Here is a 24,146-nt window from a genome sequence, read left to right as displayed (position 1 = left end):
GACGGGGCGCAGCGTGCACGCAGCCCGTCTGGCGTGCCGGCGATGCGCAGAACCGGCACCGCGTGCAGGCGCTGCCACGTTAAACTGCGCACATGAATCATTCTTTCAGCGCACCGGCCAAGAAGTCGCTTGGCCAGCACTTTCTTGCCGACCGGTATTACATCGACCGCATCGTGCAGGCAGTGGACCCGCGCGCCGGCCAGCACCTGGTCGAAATCGGCCCTGGTCAGGGCGCGATCACCTTCCCGCTGCTGCGCAAGCACGGCGCACTGACCGTGATCGAATTTGACCGCGACCTGATCGCACCACTGACCGACGCCGCCGCACCGATCGGCGCGCTGAGCATCATCCATCGCGATGTGCTCAGTGTGGATTTCACTGCACTGGCCGATGGCACGCCGATCCGGCTGGTTGGCAACCTGCCCTACAACATCTCCTCGCCAATCCTGTTCCATGCGCTGGACCACGCCGCAGCGGTGGCCGACATGCACTTCATGCTGCAAAAGGAAGTGGTCGACCGCATGGCTGCCGGCCCGGGCAGCAAGGTGTACGGGCGCTTGAGCGTGATGCTGCAGGCGTATTGCGAGGTCACCGCGCTGTTCGTGGTGCCGCCGGGCGCATTCCGGCCGCCGCCGAAGGTGGACTCGGCGGTGGTACGGCTGGTGCCGCGCGATCCGGCCACGGTACAGATCAGGGATCGGCGGCGCTTTGCCGACGTGGTGCGTGCCGGCTTCGGCCAGCGTCGCAAGACCCTGCGCAATGCCTTGTCCAACGTCTGCGAGCCTGCCCATTTCGAGGCCGCGCAGGTGCGCCCGGATGCACGCGCCGAACAACTCGAGGTCGCGGATTTCATCCGCCTGGCCAATGTCGAGCCGGCTTGAGCGCCGCTCCCACACGGTTTTATTTAGACTTTCCGCATGCACGATGATCCGCGCTACCGGGTCGAGGTCGAGGTGTCGCCCCGCTTCCTCGCCCATCAATCGACCCCCGACGAAGGCCGCTATGCCTTCGCCTACAGCATCCGCATTCAGAACGCGGGGGCCGTGCCTGCGCGCCTGATCGCGCGCCATTGGCAGATCACCGACGCCAACGGACGCACCGAACGGGTGGATGGCGAAGGCGTGGTCGGCGAACAGCCCTGGCTGCGTCCCGGCGAGGCGTTCAGTTACACCTCCGGCGTGCTGCTGGAGACCGAGCAGGGACAGATGCAAGGTCATTACGACATGGTGGCCGACGATGGCACCGAATTCACCGCCCCGATCGCCGCCTTCGTGCTGAGCGTACCCAGGACGCTGCACTGATGGATGCTGGACTGATGGAGCGCACGCGATGAGCGTCTGGGCAATTGGCGACCTGCAGGGGTGTTACGACATCACCCAGCGCCTGCTGGAAAAAATCAACTTCGACCCCGCGCAGGACACGCTGTGGTTCTGTGGCGACCTGGTCAACCGCGGCGGTCAATCGCTGGAAACGCTGCGCCTGGTGCATTCGCTGCGCGCGCATAGCGTGGTGGTGCTGGGCAACCATGACCTGTCGCTGCTGGCGATCGGCGCGCGTTCGGAAGAGGAACAACGCAAGGTCAACCCGGATCTGCTGCGCATCGTGCTGGCCGAGGACCGCGACCTGCTGCTCGACTGGCTGCGGATGCAGAAGCTGGCCCATGTGGACCGCGAACTGGGCTGGATGATGATCCATGCCGGGCTGGCGCCAAAGTGGACCACGCAGATGGCCGAGAAACATGCGCGCGAGGTCGAGCAGCAACTGCAGGGCGGCGGCTATCGCAAACTGCTGCGCAATATGTACGGCGATCAGCCGGGCTGGTCGCCGGGCCTGAGCGGGTACGACCGCAGCCGCGCAATCATCAACCTGTTCACGCGCATGCGCTATTGCACCCCGCGTGGGCGCATTGCCACCGACGACAAGGGCACCCCGGGTACCCAGGCGCAGGGCCTGTATCCCTGGTTCGAAGTGCCGGGCCGGGTCGAGCGCGATCTCAAGATCGTCTGTGGGCATTGGTCCGCACTCGGGCTGACCATCACCCAGGGCGTGCACGCCATCGATACCGGTGCGGTATGGGGTGGCAAACTCACCGCCTTGCAGCTGGATACCGACGAACTGCGCGTGGTGCAGGTGCCGGGAATCCCGATCACGCAGCCACCAAAGACCGCACAGCGCAGCCGGCCACCGCGCCGTCGGCAACGCCAGCGTGGCGGTGGCGGAGACAATGCGAACGCGAGCGCCGGTTCGACCGCTCCCAGTGCAGCCCCGCCCGCTGCCGCTGCGGACTAGTTAACGGGCGTGAACGGCGCACTGGTTGCAGCATGCCGGGGGTGGTACCTCGGCGATTGCAAATTAGCCAGAGCATGCATCCGCTACGCGACTGGCACGCTTGCAGGTTCGACCTCCGGCGCGCGGACACGCGGGTCGCATTCACCGCCCTGGAACAGAGAGCTGCGTGCGCTAGACACGCACCATCGTGCACGCGCGGCGGGTCGCGTCAGGCGAGCTGCTGGTGAACAAGCGCATCGGATGATCGCGCGGCAGCTGCTTGAACGTGATCTGCGCAGTGCCGAACAGCGCATGGACAACACGGCGTGCAGCAATCACTGAACCACTCGCTCTTCAGTCGAAGCGCAAGCCTCAGCGGCGCTGGTAGTCCACATAGTCGAATGCGAAGGCATGCCGCGCATCGGGCGCATGCGACTCGCGCTGCACCGGCTCCCACACGGCCGGGTCGATCGGCGGAAAGTAGGTGTCGGCCCGTTCCACGGTGGTGTCCACTTCGGTGACGGCCAGCAGATCCGCACGCTCCATGCTCAGGCGATAGACCTCACCGCCACCGATCACGCACAGCTCCTGTGCACCGGCCGCCTCGGCCTGCGCAATCGCCTCATCGAGCGACGCCACCGCCTGCATGTCCGCGAACGGCACCTGCCCCGAACGCGTCAGCACCAGGTTCACTCGCCCCGGCAAGGCACGCCCCAGCGACTGCGCGGTCTTGCGCCCCATCAGGATCGGCTTGCCCAAGGTCAGCGCCTTGAAGCGCTTGAGATCGTCCGGCAACTTCCATGGCAATTCGTTGTCGCGGCCGATGGCATTGTTACGGTCGAAGGCGACGATCAGGATAAGTTTCATGCAGCGGACGATATCCCTTCGAACATCAAATCAATGTGTGGCATCACTCGCCAGCCAAGCGATGCTCACACCGCCACCGGCGCCTTGATCGCTGGATGCGGGTCGTACCCCTCGATGGCGATGTCCTCGAAGCGGAACGCGAACAGGTCGGTCACCGCCGGGTTCAGGCGCAGGCGCGGCAGCGCGCGTGGCGTGCGGGTCAGCTGCTCGCGTGCCTGCTCGAAGTGATTCGAGTACAGGTGCGCATCGCCCAGCGTATGCACGAAATCGCCCACGCCCAGGCCGGTGGCCTGCGCCACCATATGCGTCAGCAGTGCGTAGCTGGCGATATTGAACGGCACGCCGAGAAAGATGTCGCCGCTGCGCTGATACAGCTGGCAGCTGAGCTTACCGTTCACCACATAGAACTGGAACAGGCTGTGGCACGGCATCAAGGCCATCTGCGGCAGCTCGCCGACGTTCCAGGCACTGATCACAAGCCGACGCGAGTCAGGGTTGCGCTTGATCTCGTCCACCAGCCATTGCATCTGGTCGATCTCGACACCGTCCGGGCCGGTCCAGCGTCGCCACTGCTTGCCGTACACCGGGCCGAGATCGCCGTTGTCGTCGGCCCACTCGTCCCAGATGCGGACCTGGTGGTCCTTGAGATAGCCGATGTTGGTGTCGCCCTGCAGGAACCACAGCAGCTCGTGGATGATCGAGCGCAGGTGCAGCTTCTTGGTGGTGACCAGCGGAAAGCCGTCGTTGAGGTCGAAGCGCATCTGCCAGCCGAACACGCTGCGCGTGCCGGTACCGGTGCGATCGGACTTCTCGGCGCCGTGTTCCAGCACATGCTGCAGCAGGTCCAGATAAGGCTTCACTTGGCCGCCTCCGCGCCCGCGGTCTGCACCAGCATCGGCTGCAACACCGGCGCGCGGCGCGACATCGCCAGCAACACCAGGCCGCCGATGATCAACGGCAGGCTCAGGATCTGCCCCATCGTCAGCCAATTGAAGGCCAGGTAACCGATCGGTGCATCCGGCACGCGCACGAATTCCACGATGAAACGGAACACGCCGTACAGCAGCGCGAACATCCCCGACACCGCATAGCGTGCGCGCGGCTTCATCGAGAAGGTCCACAGCACCACGAACATCACCACGCCTTCCAGCGCCGCCTCGTAGAGCTGCGAAGGATGGCGCGCGAACTGGTTCAACGCACCGGCGGCGTACTGCGCCTGGAGTTCTGCCGGCAACTTGCCGGCCAGTTCCGGCGCAAGCGGGAAGATCACGCCCCAGCCGGCATCGGTGAACTTGCCCCACAACTCGCCGCCGACAAAATTGCCGAGCCTCCCGAAGCCCAGGCCCAGCGGCACCAGCGGCGCCACGAAATCCATCACGTCGAAGAAGTGCAGCCGGTGCTTGCGCGCCCACAGCCCGCAGGCGATCAGCACGCCCAGCAGGCCGCCGTGGAAGCTCATGCCGCCCTGCCACACCTTGAACAGGATCAACGGGTTGGCCAGCAGGCTGTCGAACGCATAGAACAGCATGTAGCCAATGCGCCCGCCCAGCACCACGCCGAGCATGCCGTAGAACAACAGGTCGGAAAATCCGTCCATGTCCACACCCGGCAGGCGGCCACTCAGGATGCGCGAGCGCCCCAGTGCCCAGGCAGAGAAGAATGCGGCCAGGTACATCAACCCGTACCAGTGCACCTGCACCGGTCCAAGCGAGAAGGCGATGGGGTCGATGGCGTGCAGATAGATCATGCGGACCGCGGATCACAAAAAAGCGAGGCGTCTATTCTGACACCTCGCACGCGTTCAGCCTAAGAGCTGGGGACGATCGGGCAGCTCATCTTCATGCTGGGAGCCGGCAGCGGCAGGAAAATGCTCGGTCAACAGCTCGGTCACCGCCTCGATCCCGGCCAGCACCGCCGCCTCGTGCTCGCCATCGCGCAGGAACTGCTGCATGCGCCGGCACACCTCGGCCCACTGCGCCTCCGGCACCCGGCTGCGCAGCCCACGGTCGGCGACCACTTCGATGGCGTGGTCGGCCAGCAGCAGGTAGAGCAGCACCCCGTTGTTGGCTTCGGTGTCCCAGGTGCGCAATTGCGCGAAGGCCTGCTCGGCACGCTGGCGCGCAGTGTGCCCGCGCCATAGCGCGTCCAGCGGCAGGTCGGCTTCCACCGCCACCATGACCTGGCCGGTATGGGTACGCTCGCTGGCGGCAACCGCCGCGGCGATCGCATCCATGCAGCCGGCCGGGAAACTGCGCTGCGCCGAGGGCGCGAAGATATGCCTGAGCCACCGCATTACCAGCTCCCCGAGGCGCCACCGCCTCCCGATGATCCGCCACCACCACCCCAGCCGCCGCCGCCGAAACCGCCGCGGCCACCGCCTCCAAAGCCACCGAATCCACCACCGAATCCGCCACCGCCCCAGCCACCGCCGCCTACAAAGCGCCCCGGCGAACCGGACGCCAGGCCGGCCAGCAGCCCGATCACCGCAGCGCCGGCGCTGGCAAACAGTAGCGAGGTAAACAGCAAGGCGGCACCGCCGGCGGCGACGCCGGTCAGCAATGCACGCAGCGGCCGTGGCAAAGCACCGAGAATGCCGCGCGCCACCATCGCGACCACAAAACCGATGAACAAGGCCATGATCCAGCCGCCGCCACCCGAGCCATTGCCGGCGCCGCCATCGGCGTGCCCGCTGACCGGCGCCGGCAAGGCCTCGCCCTCGATCAGGCCGGCCAGCGTCGCAGTCGCCGCACTGACGCCGCCGGCGTAGTCGCCCTCACGGAAGCGCGGCGCCAGATACTCCTGGATGATGCGGTTGGCCGTGATGTCGGGGATCGCACCTTCCAGGCCATAGCCCGGCTGGATCCGCACCCGGCGGTCGTCCTTGGCCACCAGCAGCAACACACCGTCGTCCACGCCCTTGCGGCCGATCTCCCACTGGTCGAACACGCGCTGGGTGTACTGCTCGATCGGCTCCGGCTGCGTGGTCGGCACGATCAGGACCTGCAACTGCGCGCCCTTGCGCTGCTGCAAGACCAACGCCTGCTGCTCGAGTTGCTGGACCTGCGTGGCGTCCAGTGTGCCGGTGGTATCGACCACGGGCGAGCGCAGTGGCGGAATGGCTGCCAGATCCTGCGCCAGCAGCGAGGCCGGCAACAGCAACAGCGCCAACATCCAGAACACCCGCGTGTAGTTCTTCCGCATTCGCAACTCCTGGCTGATTAGCACTGACACTTCATCGGCACTGGTACTTGGCTGATCCTTCTCCATGCGGGAGAAGCTGCCCCGAAGGGGCGGATGAGGATGCGAGCGAAGCCTCGTGTGAATGAATAACGCACAGGTTTCGCCTAGTACCCTCCCCCGCACCGCGCCCTAGCCCTCGCTAGCAGCGTGGGCGCTCAAAGGCACGTGCGCCAGCGGCGCGCAAGCCGTGCCTTATCGCCCCAAGGCAGAGAGCTTGATGTGCCGCTCCTGAAAGTTGGCATTGATCCAACTGGCGATCGATGGGTTGCCATCGCAAACCTAACGATCGCCTCGACATGCCGTGCTGCACATTGCGCAGTATTTGGTACTGCGCAAATTCATGTATTTACTGCGCTGGCTGCGGCTGCTGCGCGGGCTGCTGCGGCGCCTGCTGATTGCCGAAATCCACCTGCGGTGCGCGCGAAATCTGCGCTTCGTTTTCCACGCTGAAATTGGGCTTGGGCTGGTAGCCGAAGATCTTGGCGGTGATCACCTGCGGGAACGAACGGATGTAGGTGTTGTACTCCTGCACCGTCTGGATGTAGCGACCCCGCGCCACGGTGATGCGGTTCTCGGTGCCTTCCAGCTGCACCTGCAGATCGCGGAACGACTGGTCGGATTTCAGCTGCGGATAGTTTTCGCTGACCACCAACAGGCGCGACAGTGCGCTGCCGAGTTCGCCCTGCGCCTGCTGGAACTGCTTGAGCGAGGCTTCGTCGTCGGCATTGACCTGGATCTGCCCGACCCGCGAGCGCGCATTGGTCACCTCGGTCAGCACCTGGCGCTCCTGCTGGGCATAGCCCTGCACGGTGCGCACCAGATTGGGAATCAGGTCGGCGCGACGCTGATATTGATTCAGCACCTCCGACCAACCTGCCTTGACGCCTTCTTCCTTCTGCTGGATCGCGTTGTAGCCGCAACCGGACAGCGAGACGGTCAGGATCAGCAATACCAGGGCGCGAATCAGGACGGGCATGCAGGCGATTCCGTTGAAAGAGAGCCGCAGCATGCCATGCGGCGAGTCAAGCCGGCATGCACGCGTGCGCCTGGCAGGCGATTCGGCCAGGCACGATGACGCCCGGCCATCAGCAGAAGCAGTCGCTGCATGCTGCGGTGACAGATTGATACGTCGGCTGGCGCGATCCGGTGCATCTCATCGCAACGAAGGTCTCCATGCATCCGCCAATCCAGTCGCCTGCAGAGGCCAACTGGTCGTTGCACGTCGCGCAGAGGCAGCGCTCTTCAGAACAAGCGCGGCAGCAGGATCAGTCCCCAGCACAGCAGCACATTGATCAGCAGCAGGAACACCGCCGCCGAGCCCATGTCCTTGGCACGGCCGGCCAGCACGTGGTGCTCGGGGCCGTAGCGTTCGATCACCGCCTCGATCGCCGAGTTCAGCAGTTCGGCGGCCAGCACGATCAGCAACGGCGCGATCAGCGCGATGCGCTCCAGCCCGGACTGGCCAAGCCACAGCCCCAGCGGCAGCAGAACTGCCGCCAGGCACACCTCCAGCCGAAACGAGGATTCGTGCAGCCATGCCGCGCGCAGGCCCTGCCATGACCAGATCGCCGCCTTGAGCATTCGGCGCGGACCGCGCGGCACGTGTCCCAGTTGATCGGCCATGCGTCAGTGCTTCCGGCCGCAAGGGCGTGTCTGGGGACGGCTCGAACGCATGGCGTGGTCACTGCTGGGGAAAGTGCGAATCTTGCACCGTCGTGCAGCGCGCCGCCAGGGCATGACCAGGTGCAGCAACAGCTGGCGTTGGGCCTGCAAGGCCGTCAGATGCTGCCGCATGGCGCAATCTTTTCCACATTGTCTGTGCAGGCTCGGCGGCACGCTCTGCGAGCAACCCATGACAGGCGCTGGACGCCCGCCGGTTTGCCCTGGGCTTCCAGCCTGTCGCACCATGGTGGTCCGCTTCACTGTCGCAGGTTCTTTCGCATGACCAAACATCCCTTGCGCACGCTGCTCTGCGCGCTTGCCTTGTTGTCCGGCCACGTCCACGCCGCCGCCCCGCACACCACGCCACAGATACCGGCACAGGTGTCCAACGTCGCCTGGGAAGACGACATGCGGCGCTTTTCCGAAAGCGATGCGCAACAACCGCCGCCCAAGCACGGCATCGTCTTCGTCGGCAGTTCGTCGATCCGTTTCTGGGACACGCTGGCACAGGATTTCCCCGGCATGCCGGTGATCAATCGTGGCTTCGGCGGTTCGGAAGTCCGCGACAGCACCTGGTACGCCGACCGCATCGTGATTCCGTATGCGCCGCGCCAGGTGGTGCTGTATGCCGGCGACAACGATCTCAACAGCGGCCGCACGCCACAGCAGGTGCGCGACGACGTGCTGGCATTCGTGCAGCGCATCCGCCGCGACCTGCCCACCGCGCGCATCAGCTATCTGTCGATCAAACCCAGCCCGTCGCGCGCGCATCTGCTGCCTTCGATCGTCACTGCCAACCGCCTGATCAAGGACGCACTCGCGCCACTGCCGCACGTGGACTACGTGGACGTCTACACGCCGATGCTCGACACCAACGGCAAACCACGCGCCGAGCTGTTTCGCCAGGACATGCTGCACATGACCGCCGATGGGTATGCCATCTGGCGCAAGGCGGTGGCTCCGGTACTGAAGCAGAAGTAGCGCCCTGCAGGTCGATCTGGCGACGCACTCGCCAGATCGGTCCATTGATCGATTGCGGGAAGCGATCCCGCAGATGCAGCTGTCGTCTGCGGTGGATCGCCACAGCGCGCGAGATCAATGCCGCGCGGTCGAAAACACCATCATCGCAACCGTAAACGGCGCCCCAGGCGCATGCAGCGCGTCTGCCTCGTCAGCAGACGATTCCAGGCGACCCGCATGTCACTAACACCACCACTACCTCAGGCCACCACCACCGCAACCGAGGTGCCGACACCGGACTCGCTATGCAGCTCGATCCGCCAGCCGAAGCGATCGCACAGCCGGCGCACGATCGACAGGCCCAGGCCGGTACCCTGCGGGCGTGTGGGATCGGCGCGGAAGAAGGGCTCGAATGCGCGCGCGCGCGCCTCCTCGCTCATGCCGATGCCGGTATCGCGCACGATGATGCGGTCCTGGGTGACTTCCACTTCGATGCTGCCGGTGTCGGTGTAGGCGCAGGCATTGCGCAGTAGGTTGCTGAGCACCACGCGCATTACCCGCGGCGGGGCGAACATCTGCAGGCTGCGGTCGCCGACCATCGTCAGGGACACCGGCTTGTCGCCCAGCAGTTCGCGGGCGCTGTCGACTTCCTCGCTTGCCAGTTCGGCGGCATCGAAGGTTTCGCTTTGCGGGTCGATCTCGGCCTCGCGCGCCAGGATCAGGAAGGCGTCGATCACCGCTTCCATGTCGCGGCCGGCACGCTGGATCCGGCGCAGGCTGCGCTGGGTGCGTTGCGACAGTTCGTCGTCGGCCAGCGCCATGTCGCTGGCCACTCGGATCACCGTCAACGGTGTGCGCAGTTCATGGCTGGCATCGCGGGTGAAATTGCGCTCGCGTGCGACATGGTCGCTGACCTTCTGCCCCAGCGCATGCAGCGCGGCGGCCAATTGCCGGGTTTCACCCTGCAGGTCGGCAGGCAGCCGCTCCGGCGCCAGTTCGTCGACATCCGGATTGCGCGGATCCCACTGCGACACGCGCCGCGCCAGCCAGCTGATCGGCGAGACCAGCCGCTTGGAAATCCGGTAGGTCACCCAGAACACGCCATAGATCGCCAGCAGCACCAGCATCGCCGGCACCACCCCGAACCAGAGTGTCAGGTGCGCCGCACGCGAGCGTGGGAACACCAGGTACAAGCGCCCTTCCGGGCGTTGATCGACATACACCAGGGCGTCGGCGGCGGCTACTTCACTGAAGCCCGGCGACAACCGCTGCAAGGCTGCTGGCGCAGGGTCACGGGCTTGGCCGGCGGGCGAAAAATAGCCCTGGATGTTGCGTGTATTCGGCGGCGGGTTGGTCGGCGCGCTCTTGTGCAGGTGCCAGAAATGCACTGCCTCGTCGGCAAGCACGGTGCGCACCAGGCTGTACTTGATCACGAAGGACAGCAGATAGCCGCCCAGCACGATCGCCAGGCTCGCCAGGGCGACCTGCAGCAGGAAGGCGAGACGTATTTTTCGTGGGAGCCCGTGCGGCATTGCTGCATCCAGGGGAGAGCGCCGGATTATAGGCAACGCTTCCGTAAGCCCGTCGTGCAGCCAGACGGCAGCACGCGGAAGCGACAGGCGCGTGGGCGCCTAGAGGAGGTGACCGGCCACCAGAGCGGCGGCCGGCCGGTGACATCAGGCCATCGGCTGGGCGATGTCGGCGATGCGATAGCCGGCGCTCTGCACGGTGTGCAGCAGCGGACGGTCGAACGGCTTGTCGATGATCTTGCGCAGGTTGTACAGATGGCTGCGCAAGGTGTCCGAATCCGGCAACCCGTTGCCCCAGATCTCGCGCTCGATTTCCTGGCGGGTGACCACCCGCGGCGACTCGCGCATCAGGATGGTGAGCAGGCGCAGGCCGATCGGCGAGAGCTGCAGCTCGGTGCCGGCGCGGGTGGCGCGCATGCTGACCGGATCGAGCACCAGGTCGGCGACCTTGAGCACTTCCGAGCCGACCTGGCGGCGCTCGCGGCGGATCAGGGCACGCAGACGCGCTTCCAGTTCCTGGATCGCGAACGGCTTGGTCAGGTAGTCGTCGGCACCGAAGCCCAGGCCGGTAAGCTTGTCGTCCAGCGTGTCGCGGGCGGTCAACATCAGCACCGGGGTGGACTTGCGTGCGTCGTTACGCAGGCGGCGACACACTTCGATGCCGTCCAGACGTGGCAGCATGAGATCCAGCACGACCACGTCGTAGCTGTTCTCGGCGGCCAGACGGTAGCCGTCGAGTCCGTCCTGCGCGTAGTCGACCTCGAAGCCACGGCCTTCCAGGTACTCGCCGATCATTTCAGAGATATTGCGGTTGTCTTCGACGACCAGCACGAGGCCGGACGTTTCCTTGGTCTGACGCATGGACTTTCCTCGGTCTTCAGCTTTGTGAAACATGCCGGATCGGCAGTGGAAAGGGCGTGAAGACCAACTAACGTTCTGTGACGGCGCGCGGTGGCCGCCGGTTGTCAGCGCCCGAGCAACGGACGCAGCGCTGGCCACACCGTTTCCAGCACCCTGGGCTGGGCAGCGGCAGTGGGATGCAGGCCGTCCGCCTGCATCAGGCCTGGCTGCAGCGCGACCTTTTCCAGGAAAAACGGCACTAGCGCGGTCTTGTACTGCCTGGACAGGTCGGCGTAGCTCGCCTTCAGGCGCTCACGGTAGGCGGGGCCGTAGTTGGGCGGCACATCGATGCCTAGCAGCAGCACCTTCGCGCCGGCCTGCTGACTAAGCTGGATCATCTTTTCCAGGTTGCCCTTGAGCTGGGCCGGGGTCAGGCCGCGCAGCGCATCGTTGCCGCCCAGTTCGATCACCACCACGCCGGGGCGGTGCTTCTGTAGCAGGCCGGGCAGCCGCGTCAACGCACCGGAGGTGGTTTCGCCGCTGATGCTGGCATTGACGACCGCCGGTGGCGTCGCCATGTCACGCTTGAGGCGTTGGTCCAGCAAGGTGACCCAGCCGGACTGTACCGGGATGTTGTGCGCAGCGCTCAGGCTGTCGCCGACCACCAGGATCGGTGCGGCCGCCACCGGACTTTTGGCAGAGGCAATTCCCGGCGCAAGCAGGGACAGTGTCAGCAGCCACAGGACCAGCGCGCCATATCGCAGTGTTCTTTCACGCATTCGGAGATTCCTCATCGACAGTCTGGCCCCCCGCTCCAGCACCCGCACCGCCATCGACGTCCGCGAGGTCGGCAAGTCCGTCAGCGGACCGGAGGGAACACTCCACATCCTCGACAACATCAGCTTGACGGTCAGTGAAGGCGACAGTATCGCCATCGTCGGCGCGTCCGGCTCGGGCAAGACCACCCTGCTCGGCCTGCTGGCCGGGCTAGACCTGCCCAGCCGCGGCAGCATCGCGCTCTCCGGCCAGCAGCTGGGCCAGTTGGACGAGGAGGCGCGCGCCGCCCTGCGCGCGCGCGAGGTGGGCTTCGTGTTCCAGAGCTTCCACCTGCTGCCGGCACTCACCGCCGAAGAAAACATCGCGCTGCCGCTGGAACTGGCCGGGCGCGAGGATCCGGCGCGGGTGCGCGAGGTGCTGGATGCGGTGGGGCTGAGCGCGCGTGCGCGCCACTACCCGCGCCAGCTGTCCGGCGGCGAGCAGCAACGTGTGGCGCTGGCACGCGCCTTCGTGGCCAAACCGCGCATCCTGTTTGCCGACGAGCCCACCGGCAGCCTGGACCAAACCACCGGCGCGCAGATCAGCGACCTGCTGTTTGCGCTCAATGCGACCAGCGACACCACCCTGGTGCTGGTGACCCACGACATGACGCTGGCGCAGCGCTGCAACCACATCTACCGCATCGACAGCGGCCGCCTGCACGCCCAGCCCGGTTCGGCCGCATGAACGTGCTGCGCCAAGCCGCGCGCGCGGTGCGCCGCGAATTCCTGGCCGGCGACCTGCTGACCGTGTTCGCCGCGCTGGTACTGGGCGTGGCAGTGATGACGGCCGTGGGCACGCTGGTCGATCGGGTGACCCTGGCGTTGACCTCCAGCGCGGCCGAAGTACTTGGTGGCGATCTGGGCGTGACCGGCCGCCAGGAGATCCCGGCCGACTTCGCCGAGGAAGCGCAGCGGCGTGGCTTGCAGAGCACGCGCATGGTCAGCTTCCCCAGCGTGCTGTTCCATGGCGACGCCAGCCAGATGGCCAATATCCGCGGGGTCGGCGCGGGCTACCCGCTGCGTGGGCAATTGCTGGTGTCCTCGGACAGTGCCGGCATGCAGGGCAAGCCTGCGGGCGCACCACCGCCGGGCCAGGCCTATGCCGATCCCCGCCTGCTGGAGGCCCTGGGCCTGCGCGTGGGCGAACAGCTGGAATTTGGCGCCGGCCATCTCACCATCACCGGCGTGCTGCGTGCCGAACCGGATGCCTCCGGCGAGCTGATGCAGCTGTCGCCGCCGTTGCTGGTCAATCGCGCCGATATCGCTGGTGCCGGCCTACTCGGCCCGGGCAGCCGCGCCTCGTACCGGCTGATGTTCTCCGGTGCGCCGGAGGCCATCGCCGACTTGCGTGCCTGGCTGAAACCACGCGCCAGCGAATACCGCCTGGTCGGCATCGAGGACACCCAGCGCGGCATGCGCGCGGCGTTCGATCGCGCGGGGCGCTTTTTGGCCTTGTCGGCGTTGCTGGCGGTGCTGTTGTCCGGTGTGGCCACTGCATTGGCGGCCAACCGCTTTGCGATGCGCCGTATCGACACCGTGGCGGTATTGCGCTGCCTGGGCGCACGCCAGCGCGACATCCTGGCGATGCTGTCGCTGCAATTGCTGTTGACCGCGATCCCTGCCTGCCTGGTCGGGATCGGGCTGGGCATGCTGGCGCAGGAAGGCCTGGTGCAGGCGCTGGGTAGCCTGATCCCAAACCGGCTGCCGTTGCCGCAGGCCACCCCTGCCCTGGCCGGTGCAGGCATCGGCCTGGTGCTGTTGCTGGGCTTCGGCCTGCCGCCGCTGCTGCGGCTGCGCAACGTGCCGCCGATGCGCGTGCTCAACCGCAGCTTTGCCGCGGTGCCGCCGAGTTCCTTGCTGGTCTACGCCGCGGCATTGGCGGCCACGCTGGCGCTGACCGTATACGCGACCGGCAACCTGGTGCTGGCCGGCTGGGTGCTGGGTGGCCTGGCTGCATTGGCGCTGGTGGCGATGGCGCTGGGACTGGGCCTGCTGGCCTTGCTGCGGCCGATCCAGCACCGCCTGCGCGGCGCCTGGAAGCTGGGCCTGGCCTCGCTGACGCGGCGCCGCGGGCTGAGCGTGGTGCAGCTGGTCGGGCTGTCGCTGTCGTTGTGCGCGCTGCTATTGCTGGCGGTGGTCGGCCCCGGCCTGCTCGGGCAATGGCGCGATCGGCTGCCGGCGGACACGCCCAACTATTTCCTGATGAATATCCAGCCCGAGCAGACCGAACCGGTATTGCAGACGCTGCGCGGCCTGGGTGTGCAGGATGCGGCCGTGGAGCCGTTTTCGACCGGGCGCCTGGTGGCGATCAACGACAAGCCGCCATTGCGCGGCGACCGCGATCCGGCCGACGATGGCGACGGCGACAACCGGCCGGTCAATTTCTCCTGGCGGCATGCATTTCCGCCGGCAAACACCTTGCTGGAAGGCAAGTTCTGGGCGGCCGACAGCACCGCGCCGGAGGCCTCGGTGGAAGAAGGCTGGGCGCAGCGGTATCAGCTCAAACTCGGCGATCGCATCACCCTGCTGCTGGGCGAGCAGCAGCGCAGCTTCACCGTCACCAGCATCCGCAAGGCCGACTGGGACTCGTTCCGGGTCAATTTCTTCCTGCTGCTCAACCAGGGCTCGGTCGGCGATGCGCCGTACAACCTGATTTCCAGCTTCCACCTGCCGCCCGGCAATGCACCCAAGCTGGCATCGCTGAGCCGCGACTACCCCAATATTTCGGTGCTGGATATCGATGCGATCCTCGGCCGCGTGCGCGAGGTGATCGACCAGGTGGCGCAGGCGGTGCAACTGGTGATGGGGTTCAGCCTGCTGGCCGGCGTGCTGGTACTGCTGGCGGCCTTGCAGGCCACTGCCGGCGAGCGTCGCTATGACAGCGCGGTGCTGCGCACGCTGGGCGCGCGTCGCGGCCAGTTGCGCGGCGCGGTGCTGGTGGAGTTCGGCGCGCTCGGCCTGCTGGCGGCGACGCTGGCGGTGACCGCCGCCGCGGTGATCGGTGCGGTGGTCGGGCAGAAAGCGTTCGAGATCGCGTTGACGCCGGACTGGCCGCGCCTGCTGCTCGGCGGCGCGTTTGGCCTTGCGTTGAGCCTGCTGGCCGGCTGGTCGGGCACGCGACGCATCCTGTCCACGCCGCCGGCGTTGGCACTGCGGACCGACTAAGGCCGGGTCGGTTGAACCCGCGGACGGGCGGTGCGCAGGCGTCGCCCGTTTGTGTTCCGTCGCACCGCTGCATATACCGGCAGCGCATAAGCACCTTGCCAATCGTACGTTCGCAGCGGCGACCGGACTGCCTACAGTGGTGTGTCCGGCCGCCGGCCCAGGCGGCCATCCGTTGCCGTCGAGGTGCCACCGTCATGGCCAGCGTCACTTCCGCTGCGCGTGCGCAGCCGCCGCGCGATGCGGTTTCCACAGAGCAATCTTCCAGTGTCCGGATCGTACCGTTCGATGCCCCGCTGGGCGCCGAGGTGATCGGTCTGGATCTGTCGCAGCCGCTGGATGCAGACACCTTCGCGCGCATCCATCAGGCGCATCTGGACTACCACGTGCTGGTGTTCCGCGAGCAACGCATCACGCCGGCGCAGCAGGTCGCTTTCAGCAGTCGCTTCGGCCCGTTGCAGATTCATGTGCTGCGCAACTTCCAGTTGCGCGGACATCCGGAAGTGCTGGTGGTGTCCAACATCAAGGAGAACGGCGAGCCGATCGGCCTGGGCGATGCCGGCCACTACTGGCACTCGGATCTGTCGTACAAGGACACCCCCAGCCTGGGCTCGCTGTTGCATGCGCAGGAACTGCCCAGCGAGGGCGGCGACACCTTGTTCGCCAACCAGCATCTGGCCTGGCAGACCCTGCCCGACGCGCTCAAGCACGCGGTGCAGGACCTGCGTGCCGAGCACAGCTATCTGGCCAAGTACGAAGAACTGCGTGCGCGCAATCCGTGGCGCCCGGCGCTGACGCCGGAGCAGATTGCCGAAGTGAAGCCCGTGCAGCATCCAATCGTGCGCACCCATCCGGAAACCGGCCAGAAAGCGCTGTTTGTCAGCGAGCATTTCACCACCCGCATCGTCGGCTTGCCCGACGACGAAAGTGCTGCACTGCTGCAGGCCTTGTTTGAACACAGCACCGGCGATGCGCTGGTGTATCGGCATCGCTGGCAGCCGCACGACATGGTGTTCTGGGACAACCGCTCGGTCATGCATCTGGCCGCCGGCACGCCCGATCACCTGCGTCGTCGGCTCAACCGCACCACCATCGAAGGCGATGCGCCGTTCTAGCCGGGTGCTGCCTCGCGCGCGTTTCGCAACACGTAATGCGCTGGGAAATGCGCCTTCTTCCTCCCCCCTCGACTGGAGCGCCGCATGCGTTTGACCGTCACCTCTCACGCACGTCCGCAGCGCCGACGTTTCTCCCGACGTATCGCGCTGCTGCTCCTGGCCGCATTGCCGTTGCTGCACAGTGCGCATGCGCAGGCCGAAGGAAAGCTGCGCATCGCCAAACAGTTCGGCATCGTCTATCTGTTGCTGGACGTGGCACAGGATCAGAAGCTGATCGAGCAGCAGGGCAAGGCCGCCGGCGTGGATATCGACGTGCAGTTCCTGCAGCTGTCCGGTGGCGCCGCCGTCAACGATGCCTTGCTGACCGGTTCGATCGATATCGCCGGTGCCGGTGTCGGGCCGTTGTTCACCATCTGGGACCGCACGCATGGCCGCCAGAACGTGCGCGGCGTGGCGTCGCTGGGCAACTTCCCGTACTACCTGATCAGCAACAATCCGCGCATCAAGAGCATCGGCGATTTCACCCCGCAGGACCGCATCGCGGTGCCGGCCACCGGCGTGTCGGTGCAGTCGCGTTTCCTGCAGCACGCCTCCCAGCAACGCTGGGGCGACAAGGGCACCCACCAGCTGGATCCGCTGCAGGTCGCCTTGCCGCACCCGGACGCGGCCGCCGCGATCATCCGTGGCCGCACCGAGATCACCGCGCATTTCGCCAGCCCGCCATTTCAGGAGCAGGAACTGGCGCGCAACCCGGCCGCGCACATCGTAACCAGCTCCTACGAGATCGAAGGTGGCCCCTCCTCGGCCACCGTGCTGTATGCCACCGAGAAATTCCGCCGCAACAATCCCAAAACCTATCGCGCCTTCGTCGCGGCGCTGGATCAGGCCGCACGCTTCGTCACCGCGCATCCGGAGCAGGCGGCCGATATCTTCCTGCGTCGCAATGGCTCGAGCATCGATCGCGCGCTGGTGCTGCAGATCCTCAAGGACCCGAAAGTGCAGTTCACCGTGGTGCCGCAGAACACGCTGGGGCTGGGCAAGTTCATGCAGCACAGCGGCGCGATCAAGCAGACCCCGCGCAAGCTGAGCGACTACTTCTTCGACGATCCGCTGATTGCGGGCGGGAGCTGAGCGATGAGTCCGTCCACACCCTTGCTGCAGGTCGATCACGTCAGCTTGGAATACGCCTCGGCGCAACGCGTGGTGCGCGCCACCCATCGCGTGCGTTTCGATGTGCATGAAGCCGACCGCTTCGTGCTGCTGGGGCCTTCGGGTTGCGGCAAATCCACCCTGCTCAAGGCGGTGGCCGGCTTCGTCACCCCACGCGAGGGGCAGATCCGTCTGGATGGCAAGGCGGTCACCGGGCCGGGGCCGGACCGGGTGGTGGTGTTCCAGGAATTCGATCAGCTGGCGCCCTGGAAGACCGTGCGCGAGAACGTGGTGTTCGGCCTGCGCGCAGCCCGCAAGCTGTCGCGCGCCGAAGCGCGCGAACGTGCCGACGACAGCCTGGCGCAGGTCGGGCTGAGCGCGTTTGCCCAGGCCTACCCGCACACATTGTCCGGCGGCATGAAGCAACGCGTGGCGATTGCGCGCGCATTGGCGATGCGCCCACGCGTGTTGCTGATGGACGAGCCGTTCGCCGCACTCGATGCGCTGACGCGTTCGCGCATGCAGGAGCAGGTGCTGGAGCTGTGGGAGCAATCGCGCTTCACCTTGTTGTTCGTCACCCATTCGATCGAGGAAGCGCTGGTGGTCGGCAATCGCGTGCTGCTGTTGTCGCCGCATCCGGGCCAGGTGCGCGCCGAGCTCAACGCGCATGCGTTCGGCCCGCACAGCGCCGGCAGCGTGGCGTTCCAGCAGACCGCACAGCGCATTCATCGGCTACTGTTCGACCTGCCCGACGATGCCCTGGATGACGCCAAGGTGGCGCCGCTGCGTCGCCCGGCCGAACGCCAACGCGAGGCGCTGCCATGAGCCGCAGTACCGCCACCGCGCTGCCGCCGCTTCCGCCGGTGCGGGCCGAGTACGAAGTCGCCCTGCAGCCGCTGGACCCGGCATTGGTTGCAGCCGCCGCGCCAACGCGCTGGCAGGCACCGCCGTGGCTGCGCAAGGCGCTGGTGTTGGTGGTGCTGGTCGCGGTGTGGGAGATCGCCGCACGCGTGGTTGGCGACGATCTGATGCTGCCCAGCGCGCTGCAGACCGCGCGCGCGTTCTACGACGGGCTGCTGTCCGGCGAGTTGCTGCGCCGCGTGGGCGCTTCGCTACGCGTGCTGGCGCAGGGCTATGCGCTCGGCGTGGTGCTGGCCTTCGTGCTGACCGCGCTGGCCGCTTCCACGCGCTGGGGCCGCGACGTGCTCGGCACGCTGACCGCCATGTTCAATCCGCTGCCGGCGATCGCGCTGCTGCCGCTGGCCTTGCTGTGGTTCGGCCTGGGCACCGGCAGCCTGGTGTTCGTGCTGGTGCATTCAGTGCTGTGGCCGCTGGCGCTGACCACCTACGCCGGTTTCCAGGCGGTGCCGGAAACCCTGCGTATGGCCGGGCGCAATTACGGATTGCGTGGGCCGCGCTACGTGGCGCAGCTGCTGATTCCCGCCGCGCTGCCGGCGATCCTGTCCGGGCTGAAGATCGGCTGGGCCTTCGCCTGGCGCACCCTGATCGCCGCCGAGCTGGTGTTCGGCGCCACCTCCGGCCAGGGCGGCCTGGGCTGGTACATCTTCCAGAACCGCAACGAGCTTTATACCGACCGCGTGTTCGCCGGCCTGGCGATGGTGATCGTGCTGGGCCTGCTGGTGGAGGGCGTGGTGTTCCAGGCCATCGAGCGGCTGACCGTGCGCCGCTGGGGCATGCAGCGCTAGCGGGATGACCGCAGGCGCTGCGAGCGCAGCGATGCGTGGCCAGGCGTTTTGCCTGGCCACGCTGCAGATGAACGTGTTGCGCCGGCCACCAACGCCCTGAGCCCACGTGCCGGGCTCATCGGCACGGTCGCGTGCGCTTAACGGGGCTGGCTTATGCTGCCGGCCCCTTACCTGCCGTCTGCCGTCATGCCTACCGCCCCCTTCACTGCCTATCTGTATCCGGTGCTGTTGCTGATCGCCAGCAACGTGTTCATGACCTTTGCCTGGTACGGGCATCTGAAGTACAAGAGCACGCCGCTGATGATCGCGATCCTGGTCAGCTGGGGCATCGCGTTCTTCGAATACTGCCTGCAGGTACCGGGCAACCGCCTGGGCAGCGCGGTGTACTCGGCGCCGCAGCTCAAGGGCATGCAGGAAGTGATCACGCTGCTGGTGTTCGCCGGCTTCTCGACCTTCTACCTGGGCCAGTCGTTGAAATGGAATCACTGGGCCGCATTCGGCTTGATCCTGGTCGCGGCATTCCTGATGTTCAAGGAATAACCACCAAGCGCCGTCTCTCCGGTAGGAGCGCACCCGGGCGCGACCTCGTGTGAGCGTCCCGCGGCGCGATGGGCCTTCTCGGGAATGCCACGTCGCGCCCGGGTGCGCTCATACGGCATGCGGGTGCCTAGTTCGCCGGTTCGACCCACTGCGCGAATACCGCGTCCAACTGCGCGTCCTTGACCCGCTTGCCGTTCTGCACCGCCTCGGCCTGCTGGAACATCGGCATGATCATCGCCATGCCGTCCGGCTTGCTGGGCGCCTTCCAGCCGTCTCGCTGGTAGGAGCGCACCAGGGCGCGACCTCGCGTGAGCGTCCTGCGGCGCGATGGGCGTTCTTGGGAATGCCACGTCGCGCCCGGGTGCGCTCCTACGGCATGCGGGTGCCTAGTTCGCCGGTTCGGCCCACTGCGCGAACACCGCGTCCAGCTGCGCGTCCTTGATCCGCTTGCCGCTCTGCACCGCCTCGGCCTGCTGGAACATCGGCATGATCATCGCCATGCCGTCCGGCTTGGTCTTCAGATGCAGGCCGGGTGGCGTATCGAGAAACCTGGCCCAGCGCGTGCGCACCTTGGCCCAGTAGCCTTGGGTGCCCTTCCAGTACGCATAGGCCGGGGCGAAGTCGACCTCGGTGGTCTTGCGGTAATCGTTGAAGCCGAACTCGCGCGCGATCGCTTCCTGGCTGCCGTCGGGCTTGCGCAGCACCTTGGTGTTGAACTGTTCGTGGGTCCAGCCGTTGGGCGTGAGCGTGTGGCGATTGATCACCGCGAGCGCGTTGTAGTCGCTGCGCTTGGTGTACTCGCGGCGCGGCAACGGGCGCCAGCTCAGATCACTGGTCCAGGTGGGATGGCCGTCGGCATAGTCCCAGCGCCCGGTGCCGCAATAGCGTGGCGCGTCGCTGACCTCGTAGACGCACTGGGTCCAGGCGCCGGTGGTGACTGCCGGCGGCAACGCGTGCACCGTCCAGGTCTGATCGGCGCTGAATTCGAAACGCTGCGGCGCCTCGTAGATCCAGTCCTGCCGCCAATGCTTGGTCACGTGCTTGCTCTTCTCGTCGACCAGCAGATGCTGCAACACCAGCTTGCGCGGTGAATCCTCCACCACGATCACCACTTCGCTGGCGCCGCTGCGCATGGCCGATGCACGCTCGTAACCGGGCTTGAGCAACACCGTCTCGTCGAAGGCAAAGTCCACCGCGTATTCGCCCTGCATCGCCAGGATGCTCTGCCGATCGCGCTGGGCATCGGCGGCGGCAATCAACGGCAACAGGCTCAGCGTCACTGCGATACAACGGGAAAACGTTCGGCTCATCGGAACTCTCGGGAGTGGTTGGAGACGTCAGCGGCGCAGGCGCACCAGCGACGTGGTCATGTCGGATGGGTTGTTGTTGCTGGATGTGGCGGAGGCCGTGCGCAAGGCGGCAGCGCGCGCACAGCAGCAATCGTCCACCGCCACGCGGCCGTCGATGCCCTCTTCGCGCGCCAGGCGTGCGGCGACCTCCGCACCCAGCGCCGACACGGTCGCCAGGCTGGCGACAAACGGCTGCTCGCGGGTGGCGGCGGCCTGCAGGCGCAGCGCGCTCAAGCGCCACGCCTCCCCACGCATGCGCCCGGCCAGACGACGCCACAGCCGCTCGCCGACGCCCAGCTCATGGGTTTCCATCGGCAACGGCGGCAGCCGCGAGACCAGGCGATCCCAGATCAGGAAATCGCTGTCAGGCAGCAGGCAGATGCGCCAGCAGCACTGTCCCTCGGCATCGAAAAACCAGATGCTCTCGCGCACGCCATCGCTGTCGACCTGCCGGCACGCCGCCGCATCCACCGCGTGCTGCCAGCCATCCAGTTCGTTGCCCAATGCGGGCCGGTACAGGCACAGCACCGTGCCCAACGCCGCCAACTGCTGCGGACGCGGCAGCGCGGCGCGGGTGGCACGTGCATGCGGCAACGACGGCAGCGGGCGGGCGATGGGCATGGCCGCTACCAGCTCACCGCCAGGCTGACCGAGGCGGTGCGCCCGGCGCCGGTGAAGCGATCGATCACCGTGCTGCTGGCCAGCGTACCGTTGGGCAGCGCATTCCAGTCCACATAGCGGCGGTCGGCGAGATTGAAGATGCCGGCAGTGACCTTGGCACCGGGTGCGAACTCCCAATGCCCCAACAGGTCCAGCGTGGCGTAGCCGGCCGGGGTGTAGTAGCTGTCCAGCTGCGGGCGACGCTTGCGCGCGACGAAGGTGCCGATCAGTTCCGCCCCCCAGGCATCGCTGTCGAAGGCCACGCCGAGCGTGCCGCGCAGCGGGTCGACCGAGTTGAGCGGAGTGTCGTCGGTGAGATTGTCGCCTTCCGCATACGCCACGGCGCTGTTGAGCGACCAACCCTGCCAGCCGGCCAGTGCACCCAGATCGATTCCGCCGCGCGCTTCGGCGCCCTTGATCACCACATCGTCCACGTTGCGCGACTGGAACAGCATCAGCCCTTCGGCATTGAAGCCGGCCGGCGCATACGATTCGATGAAGTTGCGATAGTCGGTGTAGTACACGCTGACACCCAGATAGCCGACTGCATCGTTGAAACGCAGCCCCAGTTCGCCACCGCGGCTAGTCTCCGATTTCAGGTCTGGATTGGCGATGGCGGTGTAGCGCGCCTGCAGATTGGTGAAGCCGATATTGACGTCGTTGTATGGCGGCGCGCGGAAGCCGTGCGCGTAATTGGCATACGCCGACCAGGCATCCGAAAACCGCCACACCGCACCGAACTTGGGAGACACCTGCGTTTCATCGATGGTCTCGGCGGCAACGCCGGGATTGTCTTCGCGGAAGATGTCGTCCACCTGCGGCGACAGCCGGAAGTAATCCACGCGCACCCCGGGCGTCAGCGACAGCTGGCCATCGAACAGGCGGATCTCGTCCTGCGCATACAGCCCGAGCTTGGTAGTCTCGCTCTTGGGGAAATCGCGCACCGGGAACACGTCCTGACCCACGCGATTGGTGACCACTCCATTGGCCAGATTGACCGAGTAGCCATCGCGCTTGGCGCGGGTGTCGGTCCAGGTGCCGTCCAGCCCGTAGGTGATGTCGTGGCTAAGCGTGCCGGTGTCGATGGCTTTGTGTGCGTTGACCAGCAGGCCGTACACGCGCTGATCGAAGTTGTGTTCGTTATGACGGCGGGTGTTGTTGCCGCGCAGCTCGTCGGTACGCTGCAGGCTCTCGCTGTCCTGGCGATACAGCTGCCACTGCAGATCGTCGGCCAGCGCCCAATCCAACGCATCCAGTTCGTGGCGCAGCGAGACGCGCGCGCGGGTCTGATGGTCGCGTCCGTCCTGCGACAGGATGCGCTGCGATGGCGTGGTCACACGCGGGTCGATGCCGGTCAATGCCTCGATGCTGCCGTAGTCTTCGTTGCCTTCCACGGTGAGCTTGAAACGCTGCTGCGCGCTGGGCGCGTACACCAGCTTGGCCAGCACGCTGCGGCCATCGATGCGCTGCGGGTTGGCCGCAGTACGGGTGAAATCGCGGCTGCGGTTGTCGCCCTGGTTCTGTGCTTCCTGGCCCTGGCGATGACTGACCGCCACCATGCCGCTCCAGCGCTCGCCACCGAATGCGCCGGTGGCGCCGGCGAACAGGCCGTTCCAGTCGCCTTCGTAGCCGAACTTCAGGCCGACATAGCTGTGCTTGTCGGCACTCAGGTAATCGGATGGATCCTTGGTGACGAAGGCCACCACGCCACCCAGCGCGTCGGAGCCGTACAGCGAGCTGGCCGGCCCGCGCACCACTTCGACGCGCTTGAGCGTTTCCAGATCGACGAAGTTGCGGTTGGCGTTGAGGTAGCTGCCGAAGCTGAAGGTGTCCGACACCGGGACGTTGTCGACCAGGATCGCCACGCGGTTGCCGTCCAGCCCGCGGATGCGGATGCCGTTGGCGCCGGTGAAGCGGCCGCTGCTGCTGGTCACCGACACGCCGGGCGTGTAGCGGAACAGATCCTTGAGCTCGCGCACCAGTTGGTTGTCCAGTTGCTCGCGATCGATCACATCCACCGTGCTCGGCACATCGACCAGGGCACGCTGGGTGCGCGTGGCGGTCACCTGCAAGCGGTCGAAGTCGTGGACCTCACGCGCGGCGTCACCATTGGCGGCAAGGTCGGCAGCGTGGGCACTCAACGGAAGAGCGGGCAGCGCAAGCGACAGCGCGACCACCAGCGGATGCAGGCGAATCATCGGGAACCTTTGAAGGGAAGTTCCCGGCAGCGTGTGCTGCAGACTAGGCCGCGACCGGCCGCCGGGGGACAGCGTGGGGTGCG

General features: G+C 66.4%; 25 protein-coding genes. 11 read left to right on the top strand and 14 right to left on the bottom strand.

What is annotated here, in order from left to right:
* Positions 1–92 precede the first annotated feature (92 nt).
* Genes rsmA through ABQY74_RS04650 form a run of 3 tightly spaced genes read left to right on the top strand, consistent with a single transcriptional unit; the run spans position 93 to position 2,289 of the window.
* Entirely contained in the window at positions 93–881 is a 789-nt protein-coding gene (rsmA, locus tag ABQY74_RS04660; RefSeq protein ID WP_047125971.1) for a 16S rRNA (adenine(1518)-N(6)/adenine(1519)-N(6))-dimethyltransferase RsmA, read from the top strand.
* A 36-nt stretch (positions 882–917) separates the two neighbouring features.
* A complete protein-coding gene (gene apaG / locus ABQY74_RS04655; RefSeq protein WP_039523655.1) occupies positions 918–1,301 on the top strand; it encodes a Co2+/Mg2+ efflux protein ApaG in 384 nt (127 codons plus the stop codon).
* 28 nt (positions 1,302–1,329) lie between these two features.
* Positions 1,330–2,289 carry a symmetrical bis(5'-nucleosyl)-tetraphosphatase gene (locus ABQY74_RS04650; protein WP_104574024.1) on the top strand — a complete coding sequence of 320 codons (960 nt, stop codon included), beginning with the start codon at positions 1,330–1,332 and terminating at the stop codon, positions 2,287–2,289.
* Positions 2,290–2,640: 351 nt separating this feature from the next.
* Here the strand turns inward: ABQY74_RS04650 and ABQY74_RS04645 are convergent, their stop codons facing one another.
* From ABQY74_RS04645 to ABQY74_RS04615, 7 genes are all read right to left on the bottom strand, one after another.
* Positions 2,641–3,135 (bottom strand): dihydrofolate reductase, encoded by a 495-nt coding sequence (locus ABQY74_RS04645; protein ID WP_104600999.1) that lies wholly within the window; start codon positions 3,133–3,135, stop codon positions 2,641–2,643.
* A 65-nt stretch (positions 3,136–3,200) separates the two neighbouring features.
* Positions 3,201–3,995 (bottom strand): thymidylate synthase, encoded by a 795-nt coding sequence (locus ABQY74_RS04640; RefSeq protein WP_104560195.1) that lies wholly within the window; start codon positions 3,993–3,995, stop codon positions 3,201–3,203.
* Positions 3,992–4,882 carry a prolipoprotein diacylglyceryl transferase gene (gene lgt / locus ABQY74_RS04635; RefSeq protein ID WP_184230093.1) on the bottom strand — a complete coding sequence of 297 codons (891 nt, stop codon included), beginning with the start codon at positions 4,880–4,882 and terminating at the stop codon, positions 3,992–3,994. The genes ABQY74_RS04640 and lgt overlap by 4 nt, the downstream gene beginning before the upstream one ends.
* A gap of 54 nt (positions 4,883–4,936) precedes the next feature.
* Positions 4,937–5,428 carry a TPM domain-containing protein gene (locus ABQY74_RS04630; RefSeq protein ID WP_184230095.1) on the bottom strand — a complete coding sequence of 164 codons (492 nt, stop codon included), beginning with the start codon at positions 5,426–5,428 and terminating at the stop codon, positions 4,937–4,939.
* Positions 5,428–6,336, bottom strand: coding sequence for a TPM domain-containing protein (locus tag ABQY74_RS04625; RefSeq protein WP_349793621.1), 909 nt, complete (start codon positions 6,334–6,336; stop codon positions 5,428–5,430). Before ABQY74_RS04625 ends, ABQY74_RS04630 begins: the two co-directional genes overlap by 1 nt.
* A 385-nt stretch (positions 6,337–6,721) precedes the next feature.
* On the bottom strand, positions 6,722–7,351 hold the full coding sequence (locus ABQY74_RS04620) for a LemA family protein (RefSeq protein WP_039524070.1): 630 nt from the start codon (positions 7,349–7,351) through the stop codon (positions 6,722–6,724).
* 266 nt (positions 7,352–7,617) lie between these two features.
* A complete protein-coding gene (locus tag ABQY74_RS04615; RefSeq protein WP_039530617.1) occupies positions 7,618–7,998 on the bottom strand; it encodes a diacylglycerol kinase in 381 nt (126 codons plus the stop codon).
* Between the two features lie 318 nt (positions 7,999–8,316).
* Here ABQY74_RS04615 and ABQY74_RS04610 point away from each other — a divergent pair, with 318 nt between their 5' ends.
* Positions 8,317–9,018: an SGNH/GDSL hydrolase family protein gene (locus tag ABQY74_RS04610; protein ID WP_349793624.1), complete on the top strand. Its 702-nt coding sequence runs from the start codon at positions 8,317–8,319 to the stop codon at positions 9,016–9,018.
* A 239-nt stretch (positions 9,019–9,257) separates the two neighbouring features.
* On the opposite strand, the gene ABQY74_RS04605 is transcribed toward ABQY74_RS04610, so the two are convergent.
* From ABQY74_RS04605 to ABQY74_RS04595, 3 genes are all read right to left on the bottom strand, one after another.
* Entirely contained in the window at positions 9,258–10,529 is a 1,272-nt protein-coding gene (locus ABQY74_RS04605; RefSeq protein ID WP_039530619.1) for a HAMP domain-containing sensor histidine kinase, read from the bottom strand.
* Between the two features lie 144 nt (positions 10,530–10,673).
* On the bottom strand, positions 10,674–11,387 hold the full coding sequence (locus ABQY74_RS04600) for a response regulator transcription factor (protein WP_002811889.1): 714 nt from the start codon (positions 11,385–11,387) through the stop codon (positions 10,674–10,676).
* Positions 11,388–11,491: 104 nt separating this feature from the next.
* Positions 11,492–12,160 carry an arylesterase gene (locus ABQY74_RS04595; RefSeq protein WP_180969788.1) on the bottom strand — a complete coding sequence of 223 codons (669 nt, stop codon included), beginning with the start codon at positions 12,158–12,160 and terminating at the stop codon, positions 11,492–11,494.
* A 109-nt stretch (positions 12,161–12,269) separates the two neighbouring features.
* On the opposite strand from ABQY74_RS04595, the gene ABQY74_RS04590 reads away from it, so the two are divergent.
* The 7 genes from ABQY74_RS04590 (at position 12,270) to ABQY74_RS04560 (ending at position 19,856) form a co-directional block, all read left to right on the top strand.
* Entirely contained in the window at positions 12,270–12,869 is a 600-nt protein-coding gene (locus ABQY74_RS04590) for an ABC transporter ATP-binding protein (RefSeq protein WP_372470042.1), read from the top strand.
* The gene (locus ABQY74_RS04585; RefSeq protein ID WP_039530621.1) at positions 12,866–15,349 is read left to right on the top strand and encodes an ABC transporter permease; all 2,484 of its coding nucleotides are present in this window, start codon (positions 12,866–12,868) and stop codon (positions 15,347–15,349) included. Before ABQY74_RS04590 ends, ABQY74_RS04585 begins: the two co-directional genes overlap by 4 nt.
* Positions 15,350–15,543: 194 nt before the next feature.
* Positions 15,544–16,461, top strand: coding sequence for a TauD/TfdA family dioxygenase (locus ABQY74_RS04580; RefSeq protein WP_104570369.1), 918 nt, complete (start codon positions 15,544–15,546; stop codon positions 16,459–16,461).
* An 84-nt stretch (positions 16,462–16,545) separates the two neighbouring features.
* On the top strand, positions 16,546–17,592 hold the full coding sequence (locus ABQY74_RS04575; RefSeq protein ID WP_349793627.1) for an ABC transporter substrate-binding protein: 1,047 nt from the start codon (positions 16,546–16,548) through the stop codon (positions 17,590–17,592).
* A 3-nt stretch (positions 17,593–17,595) separates the two neighbouring features.
* Complete coding sequence (locus ABQY74_RS04570) at positions 17,596–18,435, top strand: ABC transporter ATP-binding protein (protein WP_039530624.1); 840 nt, start codon at positions 17,596–17,598, stop codon at positions 18,433–18,435.
* On the top strand, positions 18,432–19,316 hold the full coding sequence (locus ABQY74_RS04565; RefSeq protein WP_039530625.1) for an ABC transporter permease: 885 nt from the start codon (positions 18,432–18,434) through the stop codon (positions 19,314–19,316). Before ABQY74_RS04570 ends, ABQY74_RS04565 begins: the two co-directional genes overlap by 4 nt.
* Positions 19,317–19,502: 186 nt before the next feature.
* Positions 19,503–19,856, top strand: coding sequence for a DMT family protein (locus tag ABQY74_RS04560; RefSeq protein ID WP_024938302.1), 354 nt, complete (start codon positions 19,503–19,505; stop codon positions 19,854–19,856).
* Between the two features lie 127 nt (positions 19,857–19,983).
* Here ABQY74_RS04560 and ABQY74_RS04555 read toward each other — a convergent pair whose 3' ends face one another.
* The 4 genes from ABQY74_RS04555 to ABQY74_RS04540 form a co-directional block, all read right to left on the bottom strand.
* On the bottom strand, positions 19,984–20,148 hold the full coding sequence (locus tag ABQY74_RS04555) for a hypothetical protein (RefSeq protein ID WP_166767732.1): 165 nt from the start codon (positions 20,146–20,148) through the stop codon (positions 19,984–19,986).
* A gap of 94 nt (positions 20,149–20,242) precedes the next feature.
* Positions 20,243–21,166 carry a DUF6607 family protein gene (locus tag ABQY74_RS04550; protein WP_349793629.1) on the bottom strand — a complete coding sequence of 308 codons (924 nt, stop codon included), beginning with the start codon at positions 21,164–21,166 and terminating at the stop codon, positions 20,243–20,245.
* 27 nt (positions 21,167–21,193) lie between these two features.
* A complete protein-coding gene (locus ABQY74_RS04545; RefSeq protein WP_047128156.1) occupies positions 21,194–21,826 on the bottom strand; it encodes a hemin transporter in 633 nt (210 codons plus the stop codon).
* 5 nt (positions 21,827–21,831) lie between these two features.
* On the bottom strand, positions 21,832–24,063 hold the full coding sequence (locus ABQY74_RS04540) for a TonB-dependent hemoglobin/transferrin/lactoferrin family receptor (RefSeq protein WP_349793632.1): 2,232 nt from the start codon (positions 24,061–24,063) through the stop codon (positions 21,832–21,834).
* Positions 24,064–24,146: the final 83 nt, after the last annotated feature.

Source organism: Xanthomonas sp. WHRI 7064 (assembly GCF_040202355.2).
GTDB lineage: Bacteria > Pseudomonadota > Gammaproteobacteria > Xanthomonadales > Xanthomonadaceae > Xanthomonas > Xanthomonas arboricola.
This window is presented reverse-complemented; position numbering and strand designations above follow the sequence as displayed.

Coding starts and splice junctions, on each gene's coding strand:
- rsmA (WP_047125971.1), top strand. CDS start 93: ATGAATCATTCTTTCAGCGCACCGGCCAAGAAGTCGCTTGGCCAGCAC.
- apaG (WP_039523655.1), top strand. CDS start 918: ATGCACGATGATCCGCGCTACCGGGTCGAGGTCGAGGTGTCGCCCCGC.
- ABQY74_RS04650 (WP_104574024.1), top strand. CDS start 1,330: ATGAGCGTCTGGGCAATTGGCGACCTGCAGGGGTGTTACGACATCACC.
- ABQY74_RS04645 (WP_104600999.1), bottom strand. CDS start 3,135: ATGAAACTTATCCTGATCGTCGCCTTCGACCGTAACAATGCCATCGGC.
- lgt (WP_184230093.1), bottom strand. CDS start 4,882: ATGATCTATCTGCACGCCATCGACCCCATCGCCTTCTCGCTTGGACCG.
- ABQY74_RS04630 (WP_184230095.1), bottom strand. CDS start 5,428: ATGCGGTGGCTCAGGCATATCTTCGCGCCCTCGGCGCAGCGCAGTTTC.
- ABQY74_RS04625 (WP_349793621.1), bottom strand. CDS start 6,336: ATGCGGAAGAACTACACGCGGGTGTTCTGGATGTTGGCGCTGTTGCTG.
- ABQY74_RS04620 (WP_039524070.1), bottom strand. CDS start 7,351: ATGCCCGTCCTGATTCGCGCCCTGGTATTGCTGATCCTGACCGTCTCG.
- ABQY74_RS04615 (WP_039530617.1), bottom strand. CDS start 7,998: ATGGCCGATCAACTGGGACACGTGCCGCGCGGTCCGCGCCGAATGCTC.
- ABQY74_RS04610 (WP_349793624.1), top strand. CDS start 8,317: ATGACCAAACATCCCTTGCGCACGCTGCTCTGCGCGCTTGCCTTGTTG.
- ABQY74_RS04605 (WP_039530619.1), bottom strand. CDS start 10,529: ATGCCGCACGGGCTCCCACGAAAAATACGTCTCGCCTTCCTGCTGCAG.
- ABQY74_RS04600 (WP_002811889.1), bottom strand. CDS start 11,387: ATGCGTCAGACCAAGGAAACGTCCGGCCTCGTGCTGGTCGTCGAAGAC.
- ABQY74_RS04595 (WP_180969788.1), bottom strand. CDS start 12,160: ATGAGGAATCTCCGAATGCGTGAAAGAACACTGCGATATGGCGCGCTG.
- ABQY74_RS04585 (WP_039530621.1), top strand. CDS start 12,866: ATGAACGTGCTGCGCCAAGCCGCGCGCGCGGTGCGCCGCGAATTCCTG.
- ABQY74_RS04580 (WP_104570369.1), top strand. CDS start 15,544: ATGGCCAGCGTCACTTCCGCTGCGCGTGCGCAGCCGCCGCGCGATGCG.
- ABQY74_RS04575 (WP_349793627.1), top strand. CDS start 16,546: ATGCGTTTGACCGTCACCTCTCACGCACGTCCGCAGCGCCGACGTTTC.
- ABQY74_RS04570 (WP_039530624.1), top strand. CDS start 17,596: ATGAGTCCGTCCACACCCTTGCTGCAGGTCGATCACGTCAGCTTGGAA.
- ABQY74_RS04565 (WP_039530625.1), top strand. CDS start 18,432: ATGAGCCGCAGTACCGCCACCGCGCTGCCGCCGCTTCCGCCGGTGCGG.
- ABQY74_RS04560 (WP_024938302.1), top strand. CDS start 19,503: ATGCCTACCGCCCCCTTCACTGCCTATCTGTATCCGGTGCTGTTGCTG.
- ABQY74_RS04550 (WP_349793629.1), bottom strand. CDS start 21,166: ATGAGCCGAACGTTTTCCCGTTGTATCGCAGTGACGCTGAGCCTGTTG.
- ABQY74_RS04545 (WP_047128156.1), bottom strand. CDS start 21,826: ATGCCCATCGCCCGCCCGCTGCCGTCGTTGCCGCATGCACGTGCCACC.
- ABQY74_RS04540 (WP_349793632.1), bottom strand. CDS start 24,063: ATGATTCGCCTGCATCCGCTGGTGGTCGCGCTGTCGCTTGCGCTGCCC.